The sequence below is a fragment of the Rhodoferax sp. OV413 genome, from assembly GCF_900104385.1.
Classification (GTDB): Bacteria; Pseudomonadota; Gammaproteobacteria; order Burkholderiales; family Burkholderiaceae_C; genus Rhodoferax_B.
The window spans coordinates 1,438,115-1,457,189 of record NZ_FNJA01000001.1; the positions used below are offsets into that span (position 1 = coordinate 1,438,115).

Sequence of the window (19,075 nt, forward strand, 5' to 3'; positions counted from 1 at the left end):
TCAGGGTCTCCTCAACAGTTTCGGGTTCGGGCCACTCATCAGTCCCAGTGGGTCGACGTCCTTGAAGCCATAGCGCAACAGGTCGGGTAGCGGCAGTACCGCGCCGGCCTTCTCGCGCTCAGCAGCAGCCTCCAGTGCCCGCATGAGCTTGGCCCGATCCGGCTCGGTATAGACCACCTGCGATTCGAGCGACTTGTGGTGCAGCGCCTTCTTGCGGTAGATCGGGTCAATCCCGGCATCAGCCAGCGCCTGGCCGTAGGCATGGCGATGCCCATGCGGCGAAGTGCCCAAGGCTTTGGCGGATTGCAGCCCTATGCGCTCGACGGCACGACGATGTTGGCGCTCGAACGAGTCAATGGCATAGGGCTTGCCTGTCTTAGTCACAAAGGCAAAGGGATGGTCACAGTCCAGTTGAGCCCGCTGCGCCATGTACAAAACCCAAAATTGCCAGAACAGTTCACCCACCCGTTGCGGATACCAGGTGACGTACATGAAATGTGCTTTGGAGTCGAGCGCATTGCCTTTCCAGCCCGCGTGCCACTGGTCACTGCTGGCATATTCATCGCGTGGCCGCATGGCGTACTTGCCGCTCAAGTACGCCAGACGGTTGCATTTGATGGGTTTGCCCTTGGCATCCGGCCAGTCCGGTGGCGCGGTGCCCAAGCTCGGGTGGTAGATGCGCACCTGGGCCCCATCCGCCTCGGATATCACGTCATGTACATAGAGATGAAACGGCTCGGACATGCGTAGGCCACCGTAGTGCATGAGGAGCGTGATCAGAATGTCACGCAGATTCAACCGTTCTTCCAGGCGCGGACTTTTCTGCTTACCCGGCACGATAAATCCCTTGAACAGCAGATCATTGATGCGCTCCTCGGGAAACTTCTTGACCGGCTCATGGTCAATGATGGGCGTGCGCTTGAGCAGGACATTGCGGGCTCGGGTCATGCAGAGCGAGGCGGTTTCGCGATCCCAGGTGTGCGCAAGAAAGGCGCGGTCCCGTTTCTGGTGCCACGCCGCCCAGGCCAGCATTTCTTCGCTGCGTGTAGCCTGGCGCCACGGGTTGAGCGGCTTGGTGCCGTCGGCACAAGCCATCCAGTCCGAGAACCCCGAGATACCCTGAACCAAGGCCTGCACGACCGCTTGGCTGCGGCCCTGCCAATACAGTCGGCTGGGATCGGTGCCGTCGTTGCCCACGGTGCCGGTATACAAGCGCTGAGAGAAGGTTTGGAACAATTCCTGAGGGTTTTCAAAGGAATCGTGATTTGCTGCTGCATAGTCGATCAAAAGACCAACCGCTTGGGTGACCTTGAGCATCCACGCATGGCTACGTACATGTGCATGCGCCAGTAAGTAGTCGACCAGCGGCTGCAGGGGGCCATGTTCGGTCACAAGGATGGGGATTTCCGTGACTACGCCAGTATTGTCACGGTGTACCTTGCCACGTACGGTGGTGTGCTGCACGCAGGCCATCCTTTCAAATTGTCCGAGCAGCCACGGGTTAGCGCGGCATATCAGTGATCTGGATTGCTATGGCAGATTTTGCAACTTCTGCTTCGCCGATAGAAGCCCCTCCGTTCGGGCAGCTTCAAGGTAATCGGCTTCATGATCCTGGAAGCAGGATCGTGTATGGGTACATACAACGATCGGGGGGCCTCCGGCGGCCTGGCAGGGGCCTGACAAAGAACTTCCGGAATTCGGAATCCCGCTGGCCGGACTAGTAACCGGCTTACTATTAGTACTCTCTTTACACCATAGCTATTGGATCCGGAAATAAAAAAGCCACTCTCAAGATCGAGAGTGGCTTTTTTTGGATATCAATAGTAACGACTATCTACACCATATATCCGAAGGTGGTTCTTTACTTTGCTGGCAGCGCACCCTACAAAACGGCGGACTCTTTAGCTCTCGCGAAACAGTCCGGGCGGTTTGCTTAAAAGATTTAAGCGGCTACAGGTGCGGCAGCCAGTGCCTTCACCTTGGTGCTCAGGCGGCTCTTATCGCGAGCAGCCTTGTTCTTGTGGAAGATGCCCTTGTCGGCAACCGTGTCCACCACGGCTTGCATCTTGGCAAACAGCTCGGTGGCTTTGGTCTTGTCGCCAGCGAGAACGGCTTTTTCAACGTTCTTCACCGCGGTACGGTATTTGGAACGCAGCGAGGTGTTCGCAGCGTTGATCTTGATGTCCTGGCGGACGCGCTTACGGCCCGACGCAAGGCGTGGGTTCTTTTTCTTTGGTTTGGTTGCCATAATAGTATTCCTTAGGTGTTAGAGGATGTTGCCAGCAAAGCCCACGATTATAGCAGCCAGGCTGGCAGCTTGCCCGACCGGGCTACACTGGGCAGGTGAGTCTCTTCAAATCTGCTTCCACCATCTCCCTGTTGACCCTGGCGTCCCGCGTGGCGGGCCTGGTCCGCGACCAGCTGTTTGCCGCCACTTTTGGCGCCAATGCCATGACCGACGCCTTTTACGTGGCGTTCCGCATACCCAACCTGTTCCGCCGCCTGTTCGGCGAGGGCGCGTTCAGCCAGGCTTTTGTGCCGGTGCTCGCCGCCAGCAAGGCCAAGCACGGGATGGAAGCCACCAAACTGCTGATCGACAGCGTCGCCACCCTGCTGACCTGGGTACTGGTGTTCACCTGCGTGCTGGGCGTGCTGGGGGCGCCGCTGCTGGTCTGGGCCATGGCCGGCGGCTTGCAGCAGGAACCCCAGGCCTACGGCGCCGCCATCACCATGACCCGCTGGATGTTTCCCTACATCCTGTTCATCTCGCTGGTGTCCATGGCCTCCGGCATCCTGAATACCTGGCGCATCTTCGCCGTGCCCGCGGCTACTCCCGTGTTGCTGAATGTCGCCATGATAGGCGCCACCGTGTGGGCTACGCCCTGGTTCCGCAACCACGGCATCGAGCCGATTTATGCGCAAACCGTGGGCGTGATGCTGGGCGGCGTGCTGCAGCTCGGCGTGCAAATCCCGGCGTTGAAGCGCCTGGGGCTGTTCCCGAAAATAGGGGCCAGTTGGTCGGTAGTGCGCGCTGCGTGGGAAGATGAAGCTACCAAAAACGTAGCAAAACTGATGGTACCCGCACTCCTGGGCGTGGGTGTGGCGCAAATCTCGCTGTTCATCAACACCCAGATTGCCTCGCGCTTGGCGCCGGGTAGCGTCAGCTGGCTCAGCGGCGCCGACCGGCTGATGGAATTCCCCACCGCCATGCTGGGCGTGGCCCTGGGCGCAGTGTTGATGCCGCAGCTGGCCGGCGCCAAGGCCGCCAATGCGCCGGAAAAATACTCGGCCATGCTGGACTGGGGTCTGCGCCTGGTCGTGCTGCTGGCGGTGCCCTGCTCGGTCGCCTTGCTAACCTTTGCCACGCCGTTGGTGGCGGTGATCTTCCACTACGGCGCCTTCACCGAACGCGATGTCGGCCAAACCGCGCTGGCGCTGATGGGCTGGGGCGTGGGCTTGCTCGGCGTGGTGGCCATCAAGGTACTGGCGCCCGGCTTCTACGCCAGCCACAACATGAAAACCCCGGCGCGCATCGCCATCGTGGTGCTGGTCATCACGCAGCTAATCAACTTGGCGCTGGTACCCCTGCTCCAACACGCGGCGCTGACACTGTCGGTCGGCCTGGGTGCACTGATCAACGCCTTGTGGCTGCTGATCGGCCTGCGGCAGCGCGGCAGCTACCAGCCACGCCCCGGCTGGTGGAAGTTCAGCCTGCAGGTAGTGGCAGCCAGCGCTTTATTGGCAGTATTTTTGATCTGGGCCGCTGGCGCGGTGCCATGGACCCGCTTTCCGGACGCAAAATTAGAAAGAATTGGGCTTCTAGCGCTTGTACTGCTTGCGTCAGCAGCTATTTATTTCGTAGCACTTTGGGCTGCAGGCCTGAAGTTACGTAAATTGCTCCGTCCGGATGGCAATCTAGCTTGACGCTGCCCCAGCGCTCCACTACAAACACGTTATGCAGATCCGCTTTGAAGCCCCCACCGCTCTCGAGTATTTCTCTACCCTGGTGCAGAGCGACGAGCATTTCCCCCTGCTGGAAGCGGTCGCCAGCCTGGCGCAAGACGAATACCCCGAGCTCGACATGCAGCAGGTGCTGGGCGACGTAGACCAGCTGCAGGCACGCATGAAGCGCCGCCTGCCCAGCGATGCCGCCCCGCTGCAGCGCCTGCGCGCCCTCAACCAGTTCTTCTACCGCGACCTGAACTTCGGCGGCAACGTCAACGACTACTACGACCCCGACAACAGCTACCTGAACGCCGTGCTGCGCACCCGCCGCGGCATCCCCATCTCGCTGGCCGTGCTGTGGATGGAGCTGGCCCAAGGCATAGGGTTGGTGGTGCGTGGCGTGGGCTTTCCGGGCCACTTCATGGTCAAAGTCAACCTGCCCAAGGGCCAGGTGGTGATGGACCCGTTCACCGGCCAGTCGCTCAGCCGCGAAGAGCTGAGCGAACGCCTGGAGCCCTACACCCGCCGTAGCGCCCTGGTGGATGATTTTGAAGTGCCGCTGGGCCTGTACCTGCAATCCTCGCCGCCGCGCGACATCGTGGCGCGCATGCTGCGCAACCTGAAAGATATCCATACCGCGCAAAGCGACTGGCCACGGCTGGTCTCGGTGCTGAACCGGCTGATCGTGTTGCTGCCTGAGGCCTGGAGCGAATACCGCGACCGCGGCCTGGCCCATGCCGCACTGGGCCACAGCGCCCTGGCGGTGACTGATCTGGAAAAGTACCTGATCTGCTCGCAAGACGCCCTGGACCTGGACGCGATCTCCGAACGCCTGAGCCTGCTGCGCCGGGCCAAAAACTGACCTCCCCGTTGCCGCAAGCGCGCGGCGTAGGCCGGATCGCACCGCGCCTGGGTTCCGACCGAAAGGCAATGGTCCATTTAGCGCAGACAACTTCTGGCTACAATGTTTTTCATCTGTAAAGATTTATCTTTTGCCCTAAAAATTCAAATAAACCCAGTTATTAATGACTAGATTCCTCCAAATACTATTCATTTTCTTTCTGGGTTTGGCAGTAAATGCAGTGGTTCTTTTAGAACCCAAAGCGATTAGTGGTCCTGATTTACGCATCCACTACCAATGGACGGTGCAATTCATCGAAGCCCTGCGCGAAGGCATTATTTACCCGCGCTGGGCGGCGCTGAGCAATCTCGGACTGGGTGATCCGACATTTATTTATATCCACCCCCTGTTTTATTATTCTGCTGCGGCAGTGCACAAGCTCACGGGCAATATATGGAGTGCCATTCTGTGGGTTCCTGCGCTGTCCAATAGCGTCGCTGCGGTAATTGCATTTATTTCACTCAGCCGCGCCGTCAATACCAGCATTGCATTTGCGATGGGCGTATTGGTCGCACTGTCGCCCTATGGTTTTCATTTGGCACATTACCAGCAATTCTTGCCGATGCACTTCGCTATATACGCGCTGGTGCTCTACATGGTGGCCTGGGCTTTGCGGACCGGGCTGGCACGCATGGTGTTGCTGGCCTTGGCGGTGGGCATGCTTGCTGCGTCCCACATTCTGATGGCTTTCATGGTGCTGATGGTGACGGCCCCCGTGGCTGTGCTGCATGCAGCCCGTGAAGCGCCCAAGCTCAGGCTCCGTGCCCTGGTCGGCGATGGCCTGGGTGTGGCATTGGGGCTCAGCCTAGCGGGCGTGTACCTGTTGCCAGCGCTGACGTCGCAGCAGTTGATTTCGCCCTCGGGTTGGTACCAGCCCACTTATCTGGATTGGCGCAACTCTTTTCTCTTCCAGTTTTTCACGTTGCCGCCCACAGGTTTCCGCTGGTTCCACTTGCAATGGACCATCCCCGCCTTGACTCTGGCAATTACGGTATTCAGCATCTTCGCCATCTGGCAAACACGGAGTCAAAAAACGCGTGTCTGGTGGCTGGCTGTGGATGCCACGGCGATCACGCTCTTGGCACTGCTACTGGGTTCCGAGCTCAGCTATGGATTGTGGGAGCATTCTGAAACATTGCGGCGCCTGCAGTTTCCGATTCGCTTTCTCGGCGTGGCCAGCATCACCAGTCTTTTCGGTTTGGGATATGCGGCACCCCTACTGCTCGCCACGCCCCGGCGCATATGGGCGATGGCCGCAGTCGTCTGTGCATTGCTGGGCTCTGCGGGCTTGCAAGGCCTGTTGGAATTCAAGTTCTCCCAGGAAGCGCAAAGCGCTCCCAGCCTGTCCATCCCAAGGGATAAATTCATGGGCCAGCCGGAGATGAAGCCTGCGGGTGCCGGCGACGCATGGAGCAGCTATGCCAAAGCCGGGGGCCTTGCAGCCGAATGCAAAGCGCAGAAGCTGGCTTGCGCCACCACGCTGGACCTGACACACCACAAGATGTGGGCTATCCATGCGACAGCCCGCACCGCATCCCTGCGCTTGCCGCTGCTCTGGTATCCGGGGTGGGAAATCCGCGTCGGCCCACAAGCCGTACCGCAACCCAAAGACCCGGCCAGCGGACTGGTCACGGTACAAGTCCCGCCGGGCGACACTGTGGTCGAAGCCGTCTGGGTAGGCCTACCGGCCCAGAAAATCGGCGCCATCCTATCGCTGAGCGCCTTGATTGCCCTGTGCATGATCACGCTCAGCCTGTACCTGCAGCGCTTCAAAAGCGCGGTGTAAGCGTTTGAATATGTGGCGCCAGTTTTTACGGTTTGTGAATAGCGGAGCCATTGGCACCGCGGTGCACTACACGCTGCTGTGGCTGCTGGTGAACCAGTGGGCGGTACAGCCGGTATGGGCGTCCACCTGTGGCGCAGTGGCGGGTGCCGCCACGATCTACGGCCTCAACTATGTGTGGACTTTTGCCAGCGATCTCCCGCATCGCCGCACCTTGCCGCGTTTCATCGCCATTGCGCTCACCAGCATGCTGCTGAATCTGGCCATCATGTATGCGCTGACGAAAGGTCTTAAGCTGCACTATCTGCTGGCCCAAGTCGTGGCCACCGGCGTCTGCCTGGGTCTGAACTACCTGGCCAGCCGGTACTGGGCCTTCAAGCCGACTACAACCTAGACACTCCAGACTACAGCTATGAACAACGATTTTCTGCTCTCGGTTGTCGTACCCGCCTACAACGAACAAGAAGTATTGCCCGAGCTGCACAAGCGCCTGAGCCAGGTGCTGCAGGGCATGGGCGGCCGCTATGAAATCATCATGGTGAACGACGGCAGCACCGACAGCACGCTGGCAGTGATCAAGGCCTTGCAACAAGCAGATCCGCACATCGGCTACGTCAATCTGAGCCGCAATTTCGGCAAGGAGATTGCCATGACGGCCGGCCTGGATACCGCCAACGGCGACGCGGTCATCGTGATCGATGCAGACCTGCAAGACCCGCCCGAGCTGATTCCTGAACTGGTGCAAGGTTGGCGCGAAGGATTCGACGTGGTCTTCGCCCGCCGCCTGAGCCGCGACGGTGAAAGCTGGTTCAAAAAGGCCACGGCTGCAGGCTTCTACCGGGTGATCAAAAAAGTCGGCCGTGTCACCATTCCCTCGGACGTGGGAGATTTCCGGCTGCTCAGCCACCGGGCGATCCTGGCCCTGCGCGAGCTGCGCGAGCGGCACCGCTTCATGAAAGGCTTGTTCGCCTGGATCGGTTTCCCCCAGAAAGCCGTGGACTACAAACGCGATGCCCGTTTTGCCGGTGAGACCAAATGGAATTACTGGAAGCTGTGGAACTTCGCCCTGGACGGCATCACCTCTTTCAGCATTGCGCCGCTCAAAGTAACGTCTTACATCGGCCTGGCGACAGCAGGTATCTCGTTTCTCTATGCGCTGTTCATCCTGTACAAAACCATCATGCATGGCGACCCTGTTGCCGGCTATCCGTCTCTGATGGTGGTGATGCTGTTCCTGGGTGGCGTGCAGCTGATTGGCATCGGCATCATTGGCGAATACCTGGGGCGCATGTTTGACGAGACCAAAGGCCGGCCGCTGTATTTGCTGGACGAGGTCGTGCTGTCGCACCATGCACTCCTGGCTCAGCAGGTCGCATCGCCCACGCTCCACGTGTAAGCTATCAACCGATGCCCGACGAAAGACCGTCGGTACCCGACAAAGCCCGTGTGCAGCAGTCGTTCTTTATGGAGCCCCAGTGAACAGTAGTTTTTCCGTTTACCTGGACCTGATCCGCATTCTGGCGGCCTGCTTCGTGGTGTACGCGCACTCCAATCTGCGCTGGCTGATCCCTGAAAAACTGCCTCTGGCCGACCATGCGCATTCGGCGGTGACGGTTTTTTTTGTGCTCTCGGGGTTTGTGATCAGCTTCATATCCGAGCGGCGTGAAAATTCGGCCAACGACTACATCGCCAGTCGAGCCTCGCGCATCCTTTCACTCTCTGTCTTGGCGGTGCTGCTGACACCCATACTGGACATGGTCAGCCGGCCGGCATTCTTCGCTTTTTTTTCCAACGCCGTGCCCAACGACCATTGGCCGGTTCGTATTGCGGCCAGTCTGGCCTTCGTATGCGAAATCTGGGCCGTATCGATCATGACGTTTTCCAACGTCCCGTATTGGTCGCTGAGCTACGAGGTCTGGTACTACGTACTGTTTGGCCTGTACCTGTTTGCGGCCCCGAGCAAGCGCTGGTTGTGGATCGCCGCGGTCAGCCTCTTCATCGGCCCCAAAATTCTGCTGATGGCCCCGGTTTGGCTGGCCGGCGTGGTGGCCTACCGCTGGCGTGCCGAAGACAAATGGCCGCTGGGACTGGCCGTTGCCCTCTGGGTGCTGTCGGTACTGGCATTTGGGCTGTACCACTACTTTGACCTGATGCGGGCCTTCAGCGATGTACTGCTGCAACTGGTCGGCGAATGGACGCACACGCACCTGACCTTCTCGCATTACTTTGGCGCAGACTGGCTGCTGGGCGCCATCGTGATGCTGAACTTCATGGCCGCCCGCAGGATAGCGCCCCACCTTGCGCAGTTGCCGCATGGCATCGCGAAAGCGATTGGCAAGGCCGGCGGCATGACCTTCGCCCTGTACATCATCCACTTCCCGTTTCTCTACTTCTGGGGCGCGGTGCTGGGGCGCCAGACACCGGGCTGGGGCTACTACGCCGCCGTCATCGGCTGCACCGTACTGTCCACCCTGGCTTTCGGGCTGCTGGGCGAATGGATACGCCCGCGGTTGCGCAAAGCCATCACCCAGCAGCTGCAGCGCTATACAGGCCGAATCCAGGCACCCGCAAAGCCCGCTTGAGCGTGGAAGAACGTGTTCACGCAGCCGCCAGATGAACCTGCCGCTTGCGGTACAACACCAGGGTCGCAATCAAGCCGCAGGCGGCGGCGAATGACATCCACAGCGCAGGTGCCGCCTTGTTCCCGGTGGATTCAATCAAGGCCGTGGCAATCGCCGGCGTGAAGCCGCCAAAAATCGCGGTAGCCAGGCTGTACGCCAGCGAGAAGCCCACCGTACGCACCTCCACCGGCATCACCTCGGTCAGCGCCACCACCATGGCGCCGTTGTAGCTGGCATATAAAAAGGACAGCCACAGCTCTACCGACAGCATCTTGTAGAAGCTGGCGTTCTCGGTCAGCCAGGCCATGGCGGGGTAAGCCGTCAGGATGGTCAGCACGGTGAAGAACAGCAGGATCGGGCGGCGGCCGATGCGGTCCGACAAGCTGCCCATCACCGGCAACCAGATGAAATTGGAGATACCCACGCACAAGGTCACGACCAAGGCATCGGGGGTGCTCAGATGCAGCACGCTCTTGCCGAACGTGGGCGTGTACACCGTGATCAGGTAGAACGACACGGTCGTCATCGCCACCAGCATCATGCCCGAGACCACCAGGCCCCAGTTGTCCAGCATGGAGCGGAAGATCGCCCGCGTATCCGGGCGGTGTTTACGCTGCTTGAACTCTTCCGTCTCCTGCAGCGACCTACGCAGCACAAACAGCACCGGCACGATCAGGCAGCCAATCAGGAAAGGGATGCGCCAGCCCCAGGCGCCAATCTCCAGCGGCGTGAGCCACACGTTCAGCGCGTAGCCCAAAGCCGCCGCCACGATGATGGCCACCTGCTGGCTGGCCGACTGCCAGCTCACATAAAAGCCTTTGCGGCCGGGGGTAGCCATCTCGGCCAGATATACCGACACCCCGCCCAGCTCGACACCCGCCGAGAAACCCTGCAGCAAGCGGCCCGTCAGCACCAGCGCCGGCGCCAGGTAGCCAATCGAGGCAAAACCGGGCACGCAGGCGATCAACACCGTGCCCAGCGCCATCAGCGCCAGGGTCACGATCAGGCCCTGGCGGCGCCCTACCCGGTCCACATACGCCCCCAGAAAGATCGCGCCCAGCGGGCGCATCAAAAAACCCGCGCCAAAAGTCATAAAGGTCAGCATCAGCGATGCGAACTCGTCCCCCGCCGGAAAGAAGGTCTTGGCGATATAGGTGGCGTAGAACCCGAACAGAAAGAAGTCGAACATCTCCATGAAGTTGCCGCTGGTGACACGGAGTACCGTGCCGAACTTCGAGGGAGCCGGTGCAGTGGAAGCTGTCATTTTTGTACGTTGTAAACAGTGGGGAACGGCTATAGCCTGCTTAGACCAGGAGATAGCCCTGGGCGCAGTAAAGACCGGCGCCAACCGGTCTGGGTTCCACTCTTTACCTGTTTACCGCCCAGCTTTACACACCGGGCGCCCGCGTCAACGGGTAGCCGGTTTGTCGGCCAGAAACAGCGCTTGCAAGTCGTTCAAAAAGTCAAAGCCGCGCTCGGTCGGCCGCACCCGCACACCGTCGCGCTCCAGCAAGCCTTTGCGCTCGCCCTCGGCCAGGCCTTTCTGGATGCTGGTCAGCGGCAGGCCGGTGCGTTCGGTGAACTTGGGCAGCTCAAAACCCTCGCGCAGGCGCAGCGCGTTCAGCATGTACTCGAACGGCAACTCGGCGCGCGGGATGTCGTCGTCCTGCGCCACAGCCTTGCCGGCCAGCGCGTTGTCCATGTACAGCTTGGGTTCGCGAAAGCGCACCTGGCGCACGATGCGGTGGGCAAAGCTGAGCTTGCTGTGCGCGCCCGCACCAATCCCCAGGTAGTCGCCGAACTGCCAGTAGTTCTGGTTGTGCACGCAGGCATGGCCGGGCAGCGCGTAGGCCGAGATCTCGTAGCGCTGCATGCCGGCCGCCGTGGTCATCTCCGTGATCTTGTCCAGCATGTCGTAGCCCAGGTCGTCCTCGGGCACCTGCGGCGGAAACTTGGCGAAGTAGGTATTGGGTTCGATGGTCAGCTGGTAAATACTGATGTGTTTAGGCCCTAGCGCAAGCGCTGTCTGCATATCCCGCTCTAAATCTTGTAGCGTCTGGCCGGGCAGCGCATACATGATGTCGAGGTTGAAGGTGTCGAATGACTGCGCCGCCTCCTCCACCGCCGCAATCGCCTGGGCGCTGTCGTGGACCCGGCCCAAGGCTTTCAGATGCGTGTCGTTGAAGCTCTGCACGCCGACGGACAAACGCGTCACTCCGGCGCTGCGGTAGGCGCGGAAGCGGTTTTTCTCGAAGGTGCCGGGGTTGGCTTCCATGGTGATTTCGCAGTCCGGCTCCAGCTTGAGCCGAGCGCGGATGTCGCCGATCAGCCGGTCGATGGCCTGCGGCGAAAACAGACTGGGCGTGCCGCCGCCAATGAAGATGCTGTGCACGGTGCGGCCCCAAATCAGCGGCAGCGCCGCTTCCAGGTCGGCCATCAGCGCGTCGATATAGCGCTGCTCGGGCACTTCGCTGGTCGGCACGGGCGCGGCCAGGCTGGCGGCCGGGTGCAGAGTCTGCGCACCATCGGCCCGCAGCTCGTGCGAGTTGAAGTCGCAGTACGGGCACTTCTTCAGGCACCAGGGCAGGTGCACGTACAGCGACAGCGGCGGCAGCGCGGCCAGCTGCAGCAGGCCGGGGCGCACGTAGTGTTGCAGGTCTTTCATCACATCCAGCGTTCACGTATCAGCGCCAGCATGGCGCGCGACGACTGGCCGCGGTGGCTGTTGGCGTTCTTCACCTCGGGGCTGAGCTCGGCAAAGGTCTTGCCGAACTGCGGCAGGAACATCACCGGGTCGAAACCAAAGCCGTTCTCGCCCTGCGGCGCGCGGGTGATCTCGCCCACGGCGCGGCCGACAGCGATCAGCGGCTCGGGGTCCTGTGGCGAGCGCACGGCCACCAGGGTGCTGACCAGCGCGGCGCGGCGGTTCTCGATGTGTTGCATCTGCTCCAGCAAGGCACGCACATTGTTGTCGTCGCCCTTGGGGTAGCCGAACTGGGTGGCGTAGTACGCCGTCTGCACACCCGGCAGGCCGCCGAAGGCATCGACGCACAGGCCGGCATCGTCGGCCACGGCGGGCAGGCCGCTGTGCTCGGCCGCATGGCGGGCCTTGGCAAGGGCGTTTTCGACAAAGGTGTGAAACGGTTCTGCGGCTTCGGGAATGCCGAGTTCACCTTGCGCCACCAGTTCCAGGCCCAACGGCGCGAACAGGGCCTGCAGTTCGAACAGCTTGCCGGCGTTATTCGATGCCAATACGATTTTCATAAAAAATAGGCCTCTAGCGCTTATTTCATCTGCGGTAGCAGCTCTTATTTCGATAGCGACTGCTGCTGCAGGGCCATCAGCTCGACAATGCCTTTTTCAGCCAAGGCCAGCAGCGCGTCCATCTCGGCGCGGGTGAAGGCCACGCCCTCGGCCGTGCCCTGCACTTCGACGAAATGGCCGGCGCTGGTCATCACCACATTCATGTCGGTGTCGCAGGCCGAGTCTTCGGTGTATTCCAGGTCCAGCAGCGGCGTACCACCGACGATGCCGACCGAAATCGCCGCCACCGGCTGGGTGATGGGCGTGGCGCTGAGTCTGCCGCTGGCCAGCAAGGTGTTGACCGCATCCTGCGCCGCCACAAAGGCGCCGGTGATGGCGGCGGTGCGGGTGCCGCCGTCGGCCTGGAGCACATCGCAATCGAGGTGGATGGTGCGCTCGCCAAGCTTCTTCAGATCGAACACGGCGCGCAGCGAGCGGCCGATCAGGCGCTGGATTTCTTGCGTGCGGCCACTCTGCTTGCCACGTGCGGCCTCGCGGTCGCTGCGGGTATGGGTGGCGCGCGGCAGCATGCCGTATTCGGCCGTGACCCAGCCTTCACCGCTGCCCTTTTTGTGGCCGGGCACCTTTTCTTCGACGGAGGCGGTGCACAGCACCTTGGTGTTGCCAAACTCGATCAGCACCGAGCCTTCGGCGTGGATGGTGTAACCGCGGGTAATGCGCACCGGGCGCAACTGGTGGGCGGCGCGGCCGCCATTGCGGAGGAATTCGGTCATGGTCTGGACTTTAAAAATAGGGGAACACAGGGCCTGAACGCAGCGATTCAGGCGCGGAAATTCAGGTGCGCTTGGCGGCGGTGCGGCGGATGGCTTCGTTGATCTCGGCAATCGAGCGCTCGATGGCTGCATCGTCCAGGTCGTCCATGCCGCTGTCGGTACCGCCGGCCTGGAACGAGGAGGCAAACGCCCCATCCTGGATGGCGTCGGTGGAAATGCCACGGGTGGACTCGAACATGTCCGGGGTTTCCCACTCCAGCGCCATCACGGTGACGTTGTCGCTGCGGGCCCCGGCCACGCGCAAGGCCTGCTCGACCAGGTCGGGCACGGCCTGCGATACCGGCCCGGAGCTCAGGCCCTTGACGATTTCTTCGTCGCTCAAGCTGTCCCACAGGCCATCTGAACACAGCATGATCTTGTCGCCCTGGTGCAGCACGATGGGGCCGCCAACCTCGAAGGCCGGCTTCACCGGCGAACCCAGGCAGGTGTAGAGCACGTTGCGGTTGATGTTATGGCCCAGCTGTGGCCCGCCTTCGGCACGGTGCTGTTCGGCGTAGGAATGGTCGCGGGTGCGGGTCAGCAGCACGCCGTCGCGCACCACGTAGAGTCGCGAATCGCCGCAGTGCACCCAGGTTGCGCTGCTGCCCTGCACCACCGTCGCCACCAGGGTGGTGCGCGGGGTGTCCAGCATGCCTTGCTTGCCTGCATAGCGCAGGATCTGGTCGTGCGCCGCCAGCAGTGCGCTGCCCAAGAAGGCGCCCACCTGGGACAACAAGGGGCGGGCCTGCTTTTGGTACAGCGCCGACATGGTTTGCAGCGCCACCTGGGCGGCAATCTCGCCCTGGGGGTGGCCGCCCATGCCGTCGGCCAGCAGGAACAGACCCGAGCCGCGGGTGTAGCAGTAGCCCATGCGGTCTTCGTTTTTCTCGCGGCCGCCCTTGCGGCTTACCTGGAATACGGAAAACTTCACTTGGCGGGCGCTCCGAAGCCGGTGGCTTCACGCACGTTTTTCTTGGTGTCGGACACCAGGGTGTCGAACTGCAGGCGCAGCTTTTCGGCCACGGTCAGCTTGGTGTAGCGGCGCTCGCCTTCGCGGCTGAGTTCTTTTTGCAGCGCAAACACCGACTGCGGGCGCGACAGCGGGTCGATGGACATGCACCATTCGACCACTTCGATCAGGTTGTCAGAGTACACCCCGCGCAGCCGCGACAAGGCCAGGGTGATGCGGTCTTTTTCCACCCGCTGCGGGGCTTCGTTCGGCGGATAGCCCTGCATGCAGGCATAAATGCAGGCGCCAATCGCGTAGATGTCGGTCCACGGACCCATGGAGGCATCGCGCCGGTACATCTCGGGGGCGGCAAAGCCGGGGGTGTACATGGGACGGATGAAGTTGCCTTCCTTGTTCAGCACTTCGCGGGCCGCGCCGAAGTCGATCAGCACCGCCTTGTTGTCGTCGGTGATGAAGATGTTGGCCGGCTTGATGTCCAGGTGCAGCATCTTGTGCTGGTGCACGATGCGCAGGCCGCGCAAGATCTCGTCGAACAGGCTGCGGATGGTGGATTCGCGAAAAACCTTTTGCTTGCGCAGGTCGCGCGAGGTGATGATGAAGTCCTGCAGGGTCGCGCCCTCCAGGTAGTTCATCACCATGTAGACGGTTTCGTTCTCGCGGAAGAAATTCAGCACGCTGACCACCGACGGGTGGGAAATCTGCGCCAGCGAACGGCCTTCTTCAAAAAAACTCTTCAGGCCCAGTCGGTACAGCGACAGCTTTTCGGGTGGCACCTGCGGCAGCAGCTCGCCCGTGGCACGGGTGGCCAGCGAGCTGGGCAGGTATTCCTTGATGGCCACCTGCCCGCCCGAGGTATCGCCGGCCAGGTACACCACGCCGAAGCCGCCGGACGACAGCCGCCGCACGATACGGTAACCACCAACTACGGTGCCAGGGGGAAGCGTGGCCGGCTTGATCTTGGACATAAATTTGGGTGGGTGGGGCAACGCCGCAAGCGAACCAGTTATTCTCGGGCCATTGCAACGATATGTACCTCTAATGCCAGTTTACAGCATGACCGGCTACGCCAGTGCCCAGCACAGCAGCGCCACCAACAGCCCGGAATCCGAGTCCAAAAGCACGGCCAACCGCCGCCTGGGCATCGAGATCCGCTCCGTCAACAGCCGTTTTCTGGACCTGTCATTCCGCCTGCCAGACGAGCTGCGCAGCCACGAGCCAGCGCTGCGCGAAAAGGTCATGGCCCAGCTCAAGCGCGGCAAGGTTGAAGTGCGCGCCGCCATCGAAAGCAGCGGCTCCAATACCCTGCCCGACCCCTCGCCGCGCCTGATGCAGCGCGTCAACTCGCTGCAGGACTCGGTCAAGGCCTGGCTACCCCAGGCTGCACCGCTGAGCGTAGCCGATGTGATCCGCCTGGCCAGCAACGAACAAGCCCCAGCCCACGACTGGGCCGAAGACGTGCTGCCGCTGACCGATACCGTGCTCAAAGCCCTGGTCGCGGCCCGCCAGCGCGAAGGCGACCGGCTGGCGACGATGCTGGTCGGCCACCTGAAGCAGCTGCGCAGCCTGGCCGCCAAAGCCCTGCCGCTAGTGCCCCAGCTGGTAGAACAGCAGCGCCAGCGCTTCATCGAGCGCTGGAAGGAAGCCATGGCCCTGGCCGATGGCGCCACCCTGCCCGAAGCCGCGCAGGACCGCGCGCTGACCGAAGCCACCGCCTTCGCCATCCGCATCGACGTGGCCGAGGAACTGACCCGCCTGCACTCGCATCTGGACGAGATGGAAAACATCCTCAAAAAGGGGGGCGAAGTCGGCAAACGGCTGGACTTCCTGATCCAGGAACTGCACCGCGAAGCCAACACCATGGGTTCCAAATCGGCCGCCCTGGAGCTGACCCGCATCTCCGTGGACATGAAGGTGCTGATCGAGCAGATGCGCGAACAGGTGCAAAACGTCGAGTAAGCCACGATTGCTATACTATGTATAGCAATCTGCGCTTAAACCATAAGCGCTGGATGCCGATTTAACCCAAATCCCGGCTGACCGGGCACTGCATTCGCGGTGCCCACCCTCCATGAAACTGACATCCCTCCTGCTGCGCTGCGCGTGGCTGCTGTACGGCCTGGCACTCTGGGCCGCTCCCGCGTCGGCAGAACCCGTGGCACTGGATGCCCGGCTGCTGGACGCACCCATGGCCTCGCTCAGCCCCAGCCTGGCAATCCTGGAAGACCCCGGCCACAGCCTGGCCCTGGCCGATGTCATGCAAGCCCGCATCGCCGAGCGCTTCCAGCCGCCGGCCAGTGCCAGTGCTGCGCTGAATCTCGGCCATTCCCAATCGCGCTACTGGCTGCGCCTGCGCTTGCAGAACCCCAGCGGCCAGCCCATCGAACGCATGCTGGAGGTCGGCTACGCCCGCCTGTCCCAGCTCACGCTGTACCAGCCAGCGGCCGACGGCGGCTACCAGGCGCAGGCCACCGGCAATGCGCTGCCGTTTGCCACGCGCGCCTATGCGAACCGCTATTTCGTCTTCCCTATCGCCCTGCCCGCCCATGCCGACCAGTGGCTATACCTGCAGGTGCAGTCCAGCAGCCCCCTGATCGTGCCAGCGCGGCTCTGGACGCCACCGGCCTTCCACGCCTACGAACGCAACGACTACAGCGCCCAGGCCTTGTACTTCGGCATGGCGCTGACCATGGTGCTGTTCAACCTGCTGCTGTACTTTGCGCTGCGCGACCGCGTGTACCTGCTGTATGTGCTGTTCGCCAGCTGCTTCACCCTGACCCTGGCCGAAGAAAACGGCCTGGCCAAGGAGTTTCTGTGGGGCGACGCGCCGCTGTGGTCGAACATCGCCACCGGCGTCGGCTTCTCCTGGTCCTGCGGCATCTTCCTGGTCTTCATGCGGCAGATGCTGAACACCGCCACCATGCTGCCGCGGCTGGACCGGGCCATCCGGCTGCTGGTGGCGCTGTTCCTGCTGTCGCCGCTGGCTTTTCTGGCCTATTTCGACGCCGTCATCCAGCCCGCCGTGGCGCTGTGGAGCCTGACCATGCTGCTGATTCTGGGCGTGGGCCTGTACGGCGCGTTCCGGCGCCAGCGCACCGCCTACTTCTTCGTCGCGGCTTTCGCCATCGGCTGTTTTGGCGGCATTGCGGCAGGCCTGAAGGCCCTGGGCTGGATGCCCAGCAACCTGCTCAGCGTGAACCTGCTGCAGCTGGGCTCGGCCATAGAAATGCTGCTGATGGCCCTGGCCCTGGCGGACCGCTTCAACCTGATCCGGCGCGAAAAAGCCGCCGCCCAGCAGGCCGCGCTCGACGCCCAGCAGCTGATGCTGCACAACCTGCAATCGCACGAGCGCCTGCTCGAAGCCCGGGTGGCCGAGCGCACCGATGCGCTGCAGCTGCTGAACCGCCAGCTCGAAGCCCTGAGCACCACCGACGGCCTGACCGGCATCGCCAACCGGCGCCATTTCGATGAAGTGCTGGCCCGCGAATGGCGCCGCGCCGCCCGCACCGGCGAGCCGCTGGCCCTGGCCATCCTCGACGTGGACTGGTTCAAGAAATACAACGACCACTACGGCCACCAAGCCGGCGACGACTGCCTGCGCCAGGTGGCCAGCATTTTGGCCAGCCACGCCGGCCGCGCCAGCGATCTGGTGGCGCGCTACGGCGGCGAGGAATTCGTGCTGGTGACCCCGGCCACCGACGGCCACCGCGCGCTGCAGCTGGCCCAGCGCATCTGCGCCGACATCCAGGCACTGGCCTTGCCGCATGCGGTGTCGGAGTTCGGCTGCGTCACCGCCAGCGTCGGCGTGGCGGCCCTGCTGCCACAAGAAGGACAAATGCCCGAGCTGCTGCTGCACAGCGCCGACAAAGCGCTCTACCAGGCCAAGGCACAAGGGCGGAACCAGGCGCTACTAGCTTAAACCAACGCTACAGTTAATATAGCTACCCGCGCCGGTGGGATATGCGCCAGGGCCGTATTTTATTGAATTACAAGCGGACGGGAATGCCACGCTCGGCCATGCGCGCTTTGGCCTGGCCCACGGTGTATTCGCCGTAGTGGAAGATGCTGGCGGCCAGCACCGCATCGGCACCGCCCAGGCTCACGCCGTCGGCCAGATGGTCGAGGTTGCCAACGCCGCCCGAGGCAATCACCGGCACGCTGACCGCATCGGCCACAGCCCGGGTCAGGGCCAGGTCGAAGCCCGACTTGGTGCCATCGCGGTCCATGCTGGTCAGCAGGATTTCGCCGGCGCCACGGCGCGCCATCTCGGCGGCCCAGGCTACGGCGTCCAGGCCGATGTTCTTACGGCCGCCGTGGCTGTACACGTCCCAGCCCGGGCCACGGATGGCCGCGTCCTCGGCACTGCGGCGCTTGGCGTCGATGGCCACCACGATGGCCTGGGCGCCGTACTTGGCCGATGCCGCGTCAATCACGTCCGGGTTGCTGATGGCGGCGGAGTTGAAGCTCACCTTGTCGGCGCCGGAATTCAGCAGCCGGCGCACGTCTTCCACGGTGCGCACGCCGCCGCCGACAGTCAAGGGGATAAAGACCTGCGAAGCCACGGCCTCGATGATGTGCAGGATCAGGTCCCGGCCGTCGCTGGTGGCGGTGATGTCCAGAAAGGTCAGCTCGTCGGCGCCCTGGTCGTTGTAGCGGGCAGCAATCTCCACCGGATCCCCGGCATCGCGCAGCTCGACAAAGTTGATGCCTTTGACGACCCGGCCTCCGGTCACGTCCAGGCAGGGGATGATGCGTTTGGCGAGCATGGAAACTCCAGGAGAA

At 62.2% G+C, this 19,075-nt stretch carries 17 protein-coding genes; 8 read left to right on the plus strand and 9 right to left on the minus strand.

Annotated elements, in window-relative coordinates:
- Window positions 1–1,464 (minus strand): gamma-mobile-trio recombinase GmtY, encoded by a 1,464-nt coding sequence (gene gmtY, locus BLT66_RS06620; protein WP_092757051.1) that lies wholly within the window; start codon window positions 1,462–1,464, stop codon window positions 1–3.
- Window positions 1,465–1,942: 478 nt separating this feature from the next.
- Window positions 1,943–2,248, minus strand: a complete 306-nt coding sequence (rpsT, locus tag BLT66_RS06625) for a 30S ribosomal protein S20 (protein WP_176954981.1) — start codon at window positions 2,246–2,248, stop codon at window positions 1,943–1,945.
- Between the two features lie 95 nt (window positions 2,249–2,343).
- Here rpsT and murJ point away from each other — a divergent pair, with 95 nt between their 5' ends.
- The 6 genes from murJ to BLT66_RS06655 all read left to right on the plus strand — a co-directional run bounded on the left by murJ (window position 2,344) and on the right by BLT66_RS06655 (window position 9,211).
- Window positions 2,344–3,924 (plus strand): murein biosynthesis integral membrane protein MurJ, encoded by a 1,581-nt coding sequence (gene murJ, locus BLT66_RS06630; RefSeq protein ID WP_092756792.1) that lies wholly within the window; start codon window positions 2,344–2,346, stop codon window positions 3,922–3,924.
- 31 nt (window positions 3,925–3,955) lie between these two features.
- Complete coding sequence (locus tag BLT66_RS06635) at window positions 3,956–4,807, plus strand: SirB1 family protein (RefSeq protein WP_092756793.1); 852 nt, start codon at window positions 3,956–3,958, stop codon at window positions 4,805–4,807.
- Between the two features lie 163 nt (window positions 4,808–4,970).
- Complete coding sequence (locus BLT66_RS06640; RefSeq protein WP_143029151.1) at window positions 4,971–6,632, plus strand: 6-pyruvoyl-tetrahydropterin synthase-related protein; 1,662 nt, start codon at window positions 4,971–4,973, stop codon at window positions 6,630–6,632.
- A 34-nt stretch (window positions 6,633–6,666) separates the two neighbouring features.
- Window positions 6,667–7,023: a GtrA family protein gene (locus BLT66_RS06645; protein WP_176954983.1), complete on the plus strand. Its 357-nt coding sequence runs from the start codon at window positions 6,667–6,669 to the stop codon at window positions 7,021–7,023.
- Between the two features lie 18 nt (window positions 7,024–7,041).
- The gene (locus BLT66_RS06650) at window positions 7,042–8,025 is read left to right on the plus strand and encodes a glycosyltransferase family 2 protein (protein ID WP_092756796.1); all 984 of its coding nucleotides are present in this window, start codon (window positions 7,042–7,044) and stop codon (window positions 8,023–8,025) included.
- Window positions 8,026–8,104: 79 nt separating this feature from the next.
- Window positions 8,105–9,211: an acyltransferase family protein gene (locus tag BLT66_RS06655; RefSeq protein WP_176954984.1), complete on the plus strand. Its 1,107-nt coding sequence runs from the start codon at window positions 8,105–8,107 to the stop codon at window positions 9,209–9,211.
- A gap of 16 nt (window positions 9,212–9,227) precedes the next feature.
- Here BLT66_RS06655 and BLT66_RS06660 read toward each other — a convergent pair whose 3' ends face one another.
- From BLT66_RS06660 to BLT66_RS06685, 6 genes are all read right to left on the minus strand, one after another.
- Window positions 9,228–10,514 (minus strand): MFS transporter, encoded by a 1,287-nt coding sequence (locus BLT66_RS06660; RefSeq protein WP_092756798.1) that lies wholly within the window; start codon window positions 10,512–10,514, stop codon window positions 9,228–9,230.
- Window positions 10,515–10,658: 144 nt separating this feature from the next.
- Window positions 10,659–11,915 carry a radical SAM family heme chaperone HemW gene (gene hemW / locus BLT66_RS06665; protein ID WP_092756799.1) on the minus strand — a complete coding sequence of 419 codons (1,257 nt, stop codon included), beginning with the start codon at window positions 11,913–11,915 and terminating at the stop codon, window positions 10,659–10,661.
- Window positions 11,915–12,514, minus strand: coding sequence for an RdgB/HAM1 family non-canonical purine NTP pyrophosphatase (gene rdgB / locus BLT66_RS06670; protein WP_092756800.1), 600 nt, complete (start codon window positions 12,512–12,514; stop codon window positions 11,915–11,917). The genes hemW and rdgB overlap by 1 nt, the downstream gene beginning before the upstream one ends.
- A 44-nt stretch (window positions 12,515–12,558) precedes the next feature.
- The gene (gene rph / locus BLT66_RS06675; RefSeq protein WP_092756801.1) at window positions 12,559–13,287 is read right to left on the minus strand and encodes a ribonuclease PH; all 729 of its coding nucleotides are present in this window, start codon (window positions 13,285–13,287) and stop codon (window positions 12,559–12,561) included.
- Window positions 13,288–13,348: 61 nt separating this feature from the next.
- Window positions 13,349–14,257, minus strand: a complete 909-nt coding sequence (locus BLT66_RS06680; protein WP_092756802.1) for a PP2C family protein-serine/threonine phosphatase — start codon at window positions 14,255–14,257, stop codon at window positions 13,349–13,351.
- Window positions 14,254–15,261: a serine/threonine protein kinase gene (locus tag BLT66_RS06685; RefSeq protein ID WP_092756803.1), complete on the minus strand. Its 1,008-nt coding sequence runs from the start codon at window positions 15,259–15,261 to the stop codon at window positions 14,254–14,256. The genes BLT66_RS06680 and BLT66_RS06685 overlap by 4 nt, the downstream gene beginning before the upstream one ends.
- A 73-nt stretch (window positions 15,262–15,334) precedes the next feature.
- Between BLT66_RS06685 and BLT66_RS06690 the strand changes: the two genes are divergently transcribed.
- Entirely contained in the window at window positions 15,335–16,252 is a 918-nt protein-coding gene (locus BLT66_RS06690; protein ID WP_092756804.1) for a YicC/YloC family endoribonuclease, read from the plus strand.
- 112 nt (window positions 16,253–16,364) lie between these two features.
- Window positions 16,365–18,212 (plus strand): diguanylate cyclase, encoded by a 1,848-nt coding sequence (locus BLT66_RS06695; protein ID WP_092756805.1) that lies wholly within the window; start codon window positions 16,365–16,367, stop codon window positions 18,210–18,212.
- 67 nt (window positions 18,213–18,279) lie between these two features.
- On the opposite strand, the gene hisF is transcribed toward BLT66_RS06695, so the two are convergent.
- Complete coding sequence (hisF, locus tag BLT66_RS06700; protein ID WP_092756806.1) at window positions 18,280–19,059, minus strand: imidazole glycerol phosphate synthase subunit HisF; 780 nt, start codon at window positions 19,057–19,059, stop codon at window positions 18,280–18,282.
- Window positions 19,060–19,075: the final 16 nt, after the last annotated feature.

Coding starts and splice junctions, on each gene's coding strand:
- rpsT (WP_176954981.1), bottom strand. CDS start 2,248: ATGGCAACCAAACCAAAGAAAAAGAACCCACGCCTTGCGTCGGGCCGT.
- BLT66_RS06635 (WP_092756793.1), top strand. CDS start 3,956: ATGCAGATCCGCTTTGAAGCCCCCACCGCTCTCGAGTATTTCTCTACC.
- BLT66_RS06640 (WP_143029151.1), top strand. CDS start 4,971: ATGACTAGATTCCTCCAAATACTATTCATTTTCTTTCTGGGTTTGGCA.
- BLT66_RS06650 (WP_092756796.1), top strand. CDS start 7,042: ATGAACAACGATTTTCTGCTCTCGGTTGTCGTACCCGCCTACAACGAA.
- BLT66_RS06660 (WP_092756798.1), bottom strand. CDS start 10,514: ATGACAGCTTCCACTGCACCGGCTCCCTCGAAGTTCGGCACGGTACTC.
- hemW (WP_092756799.1), bottom strand. CDS start 11,915: ATGAAAGACCTGCAACACTACGTGCGCCCCGGCCTGCTGCAGCTGGCC.
- rdgB (WP_092756800.1), bottom strand. CDS start 12,514: ATGAAAATCGTATTGGCATCGAATAACGCCGGCAAGCTGTTCGAACTG.
- rph (WP_092756801.1), bottom strand. CDS start 13,287: ATGACCGAATTCCTCCGCAATGGCGGCCGCGCCGCCCACCAGTTGCGC.
- BLT66_RS06685 (WP_092756803.1), bottom strand. CDS start 15,261: ATGTCCAAGATCAAGCCGGCCACGCTTCCCCCTGGCACCGTAGTTGGT.
- BLT66_RS06690 (WP_092756804.1), top strand. CDS start 15,335: ATGCCAGTTTACAGCATGACCGGCTACGCCAGTGCCCAGCACAGCAGC.
- BLT66_RS06695 (WP_092756805.1), top strand. CDS start 16,365: ATGAAACTGACATCCCTCCTGCTGCGCTGCGCGTGGCTGCTGTACGGC.
- hisF (WP_092756806.1), bottom strand. CDS start 19,059: ATGCTCGCCAAACGCATCATCCCCTGCCTGGACGTGACCGGAGGCCGG.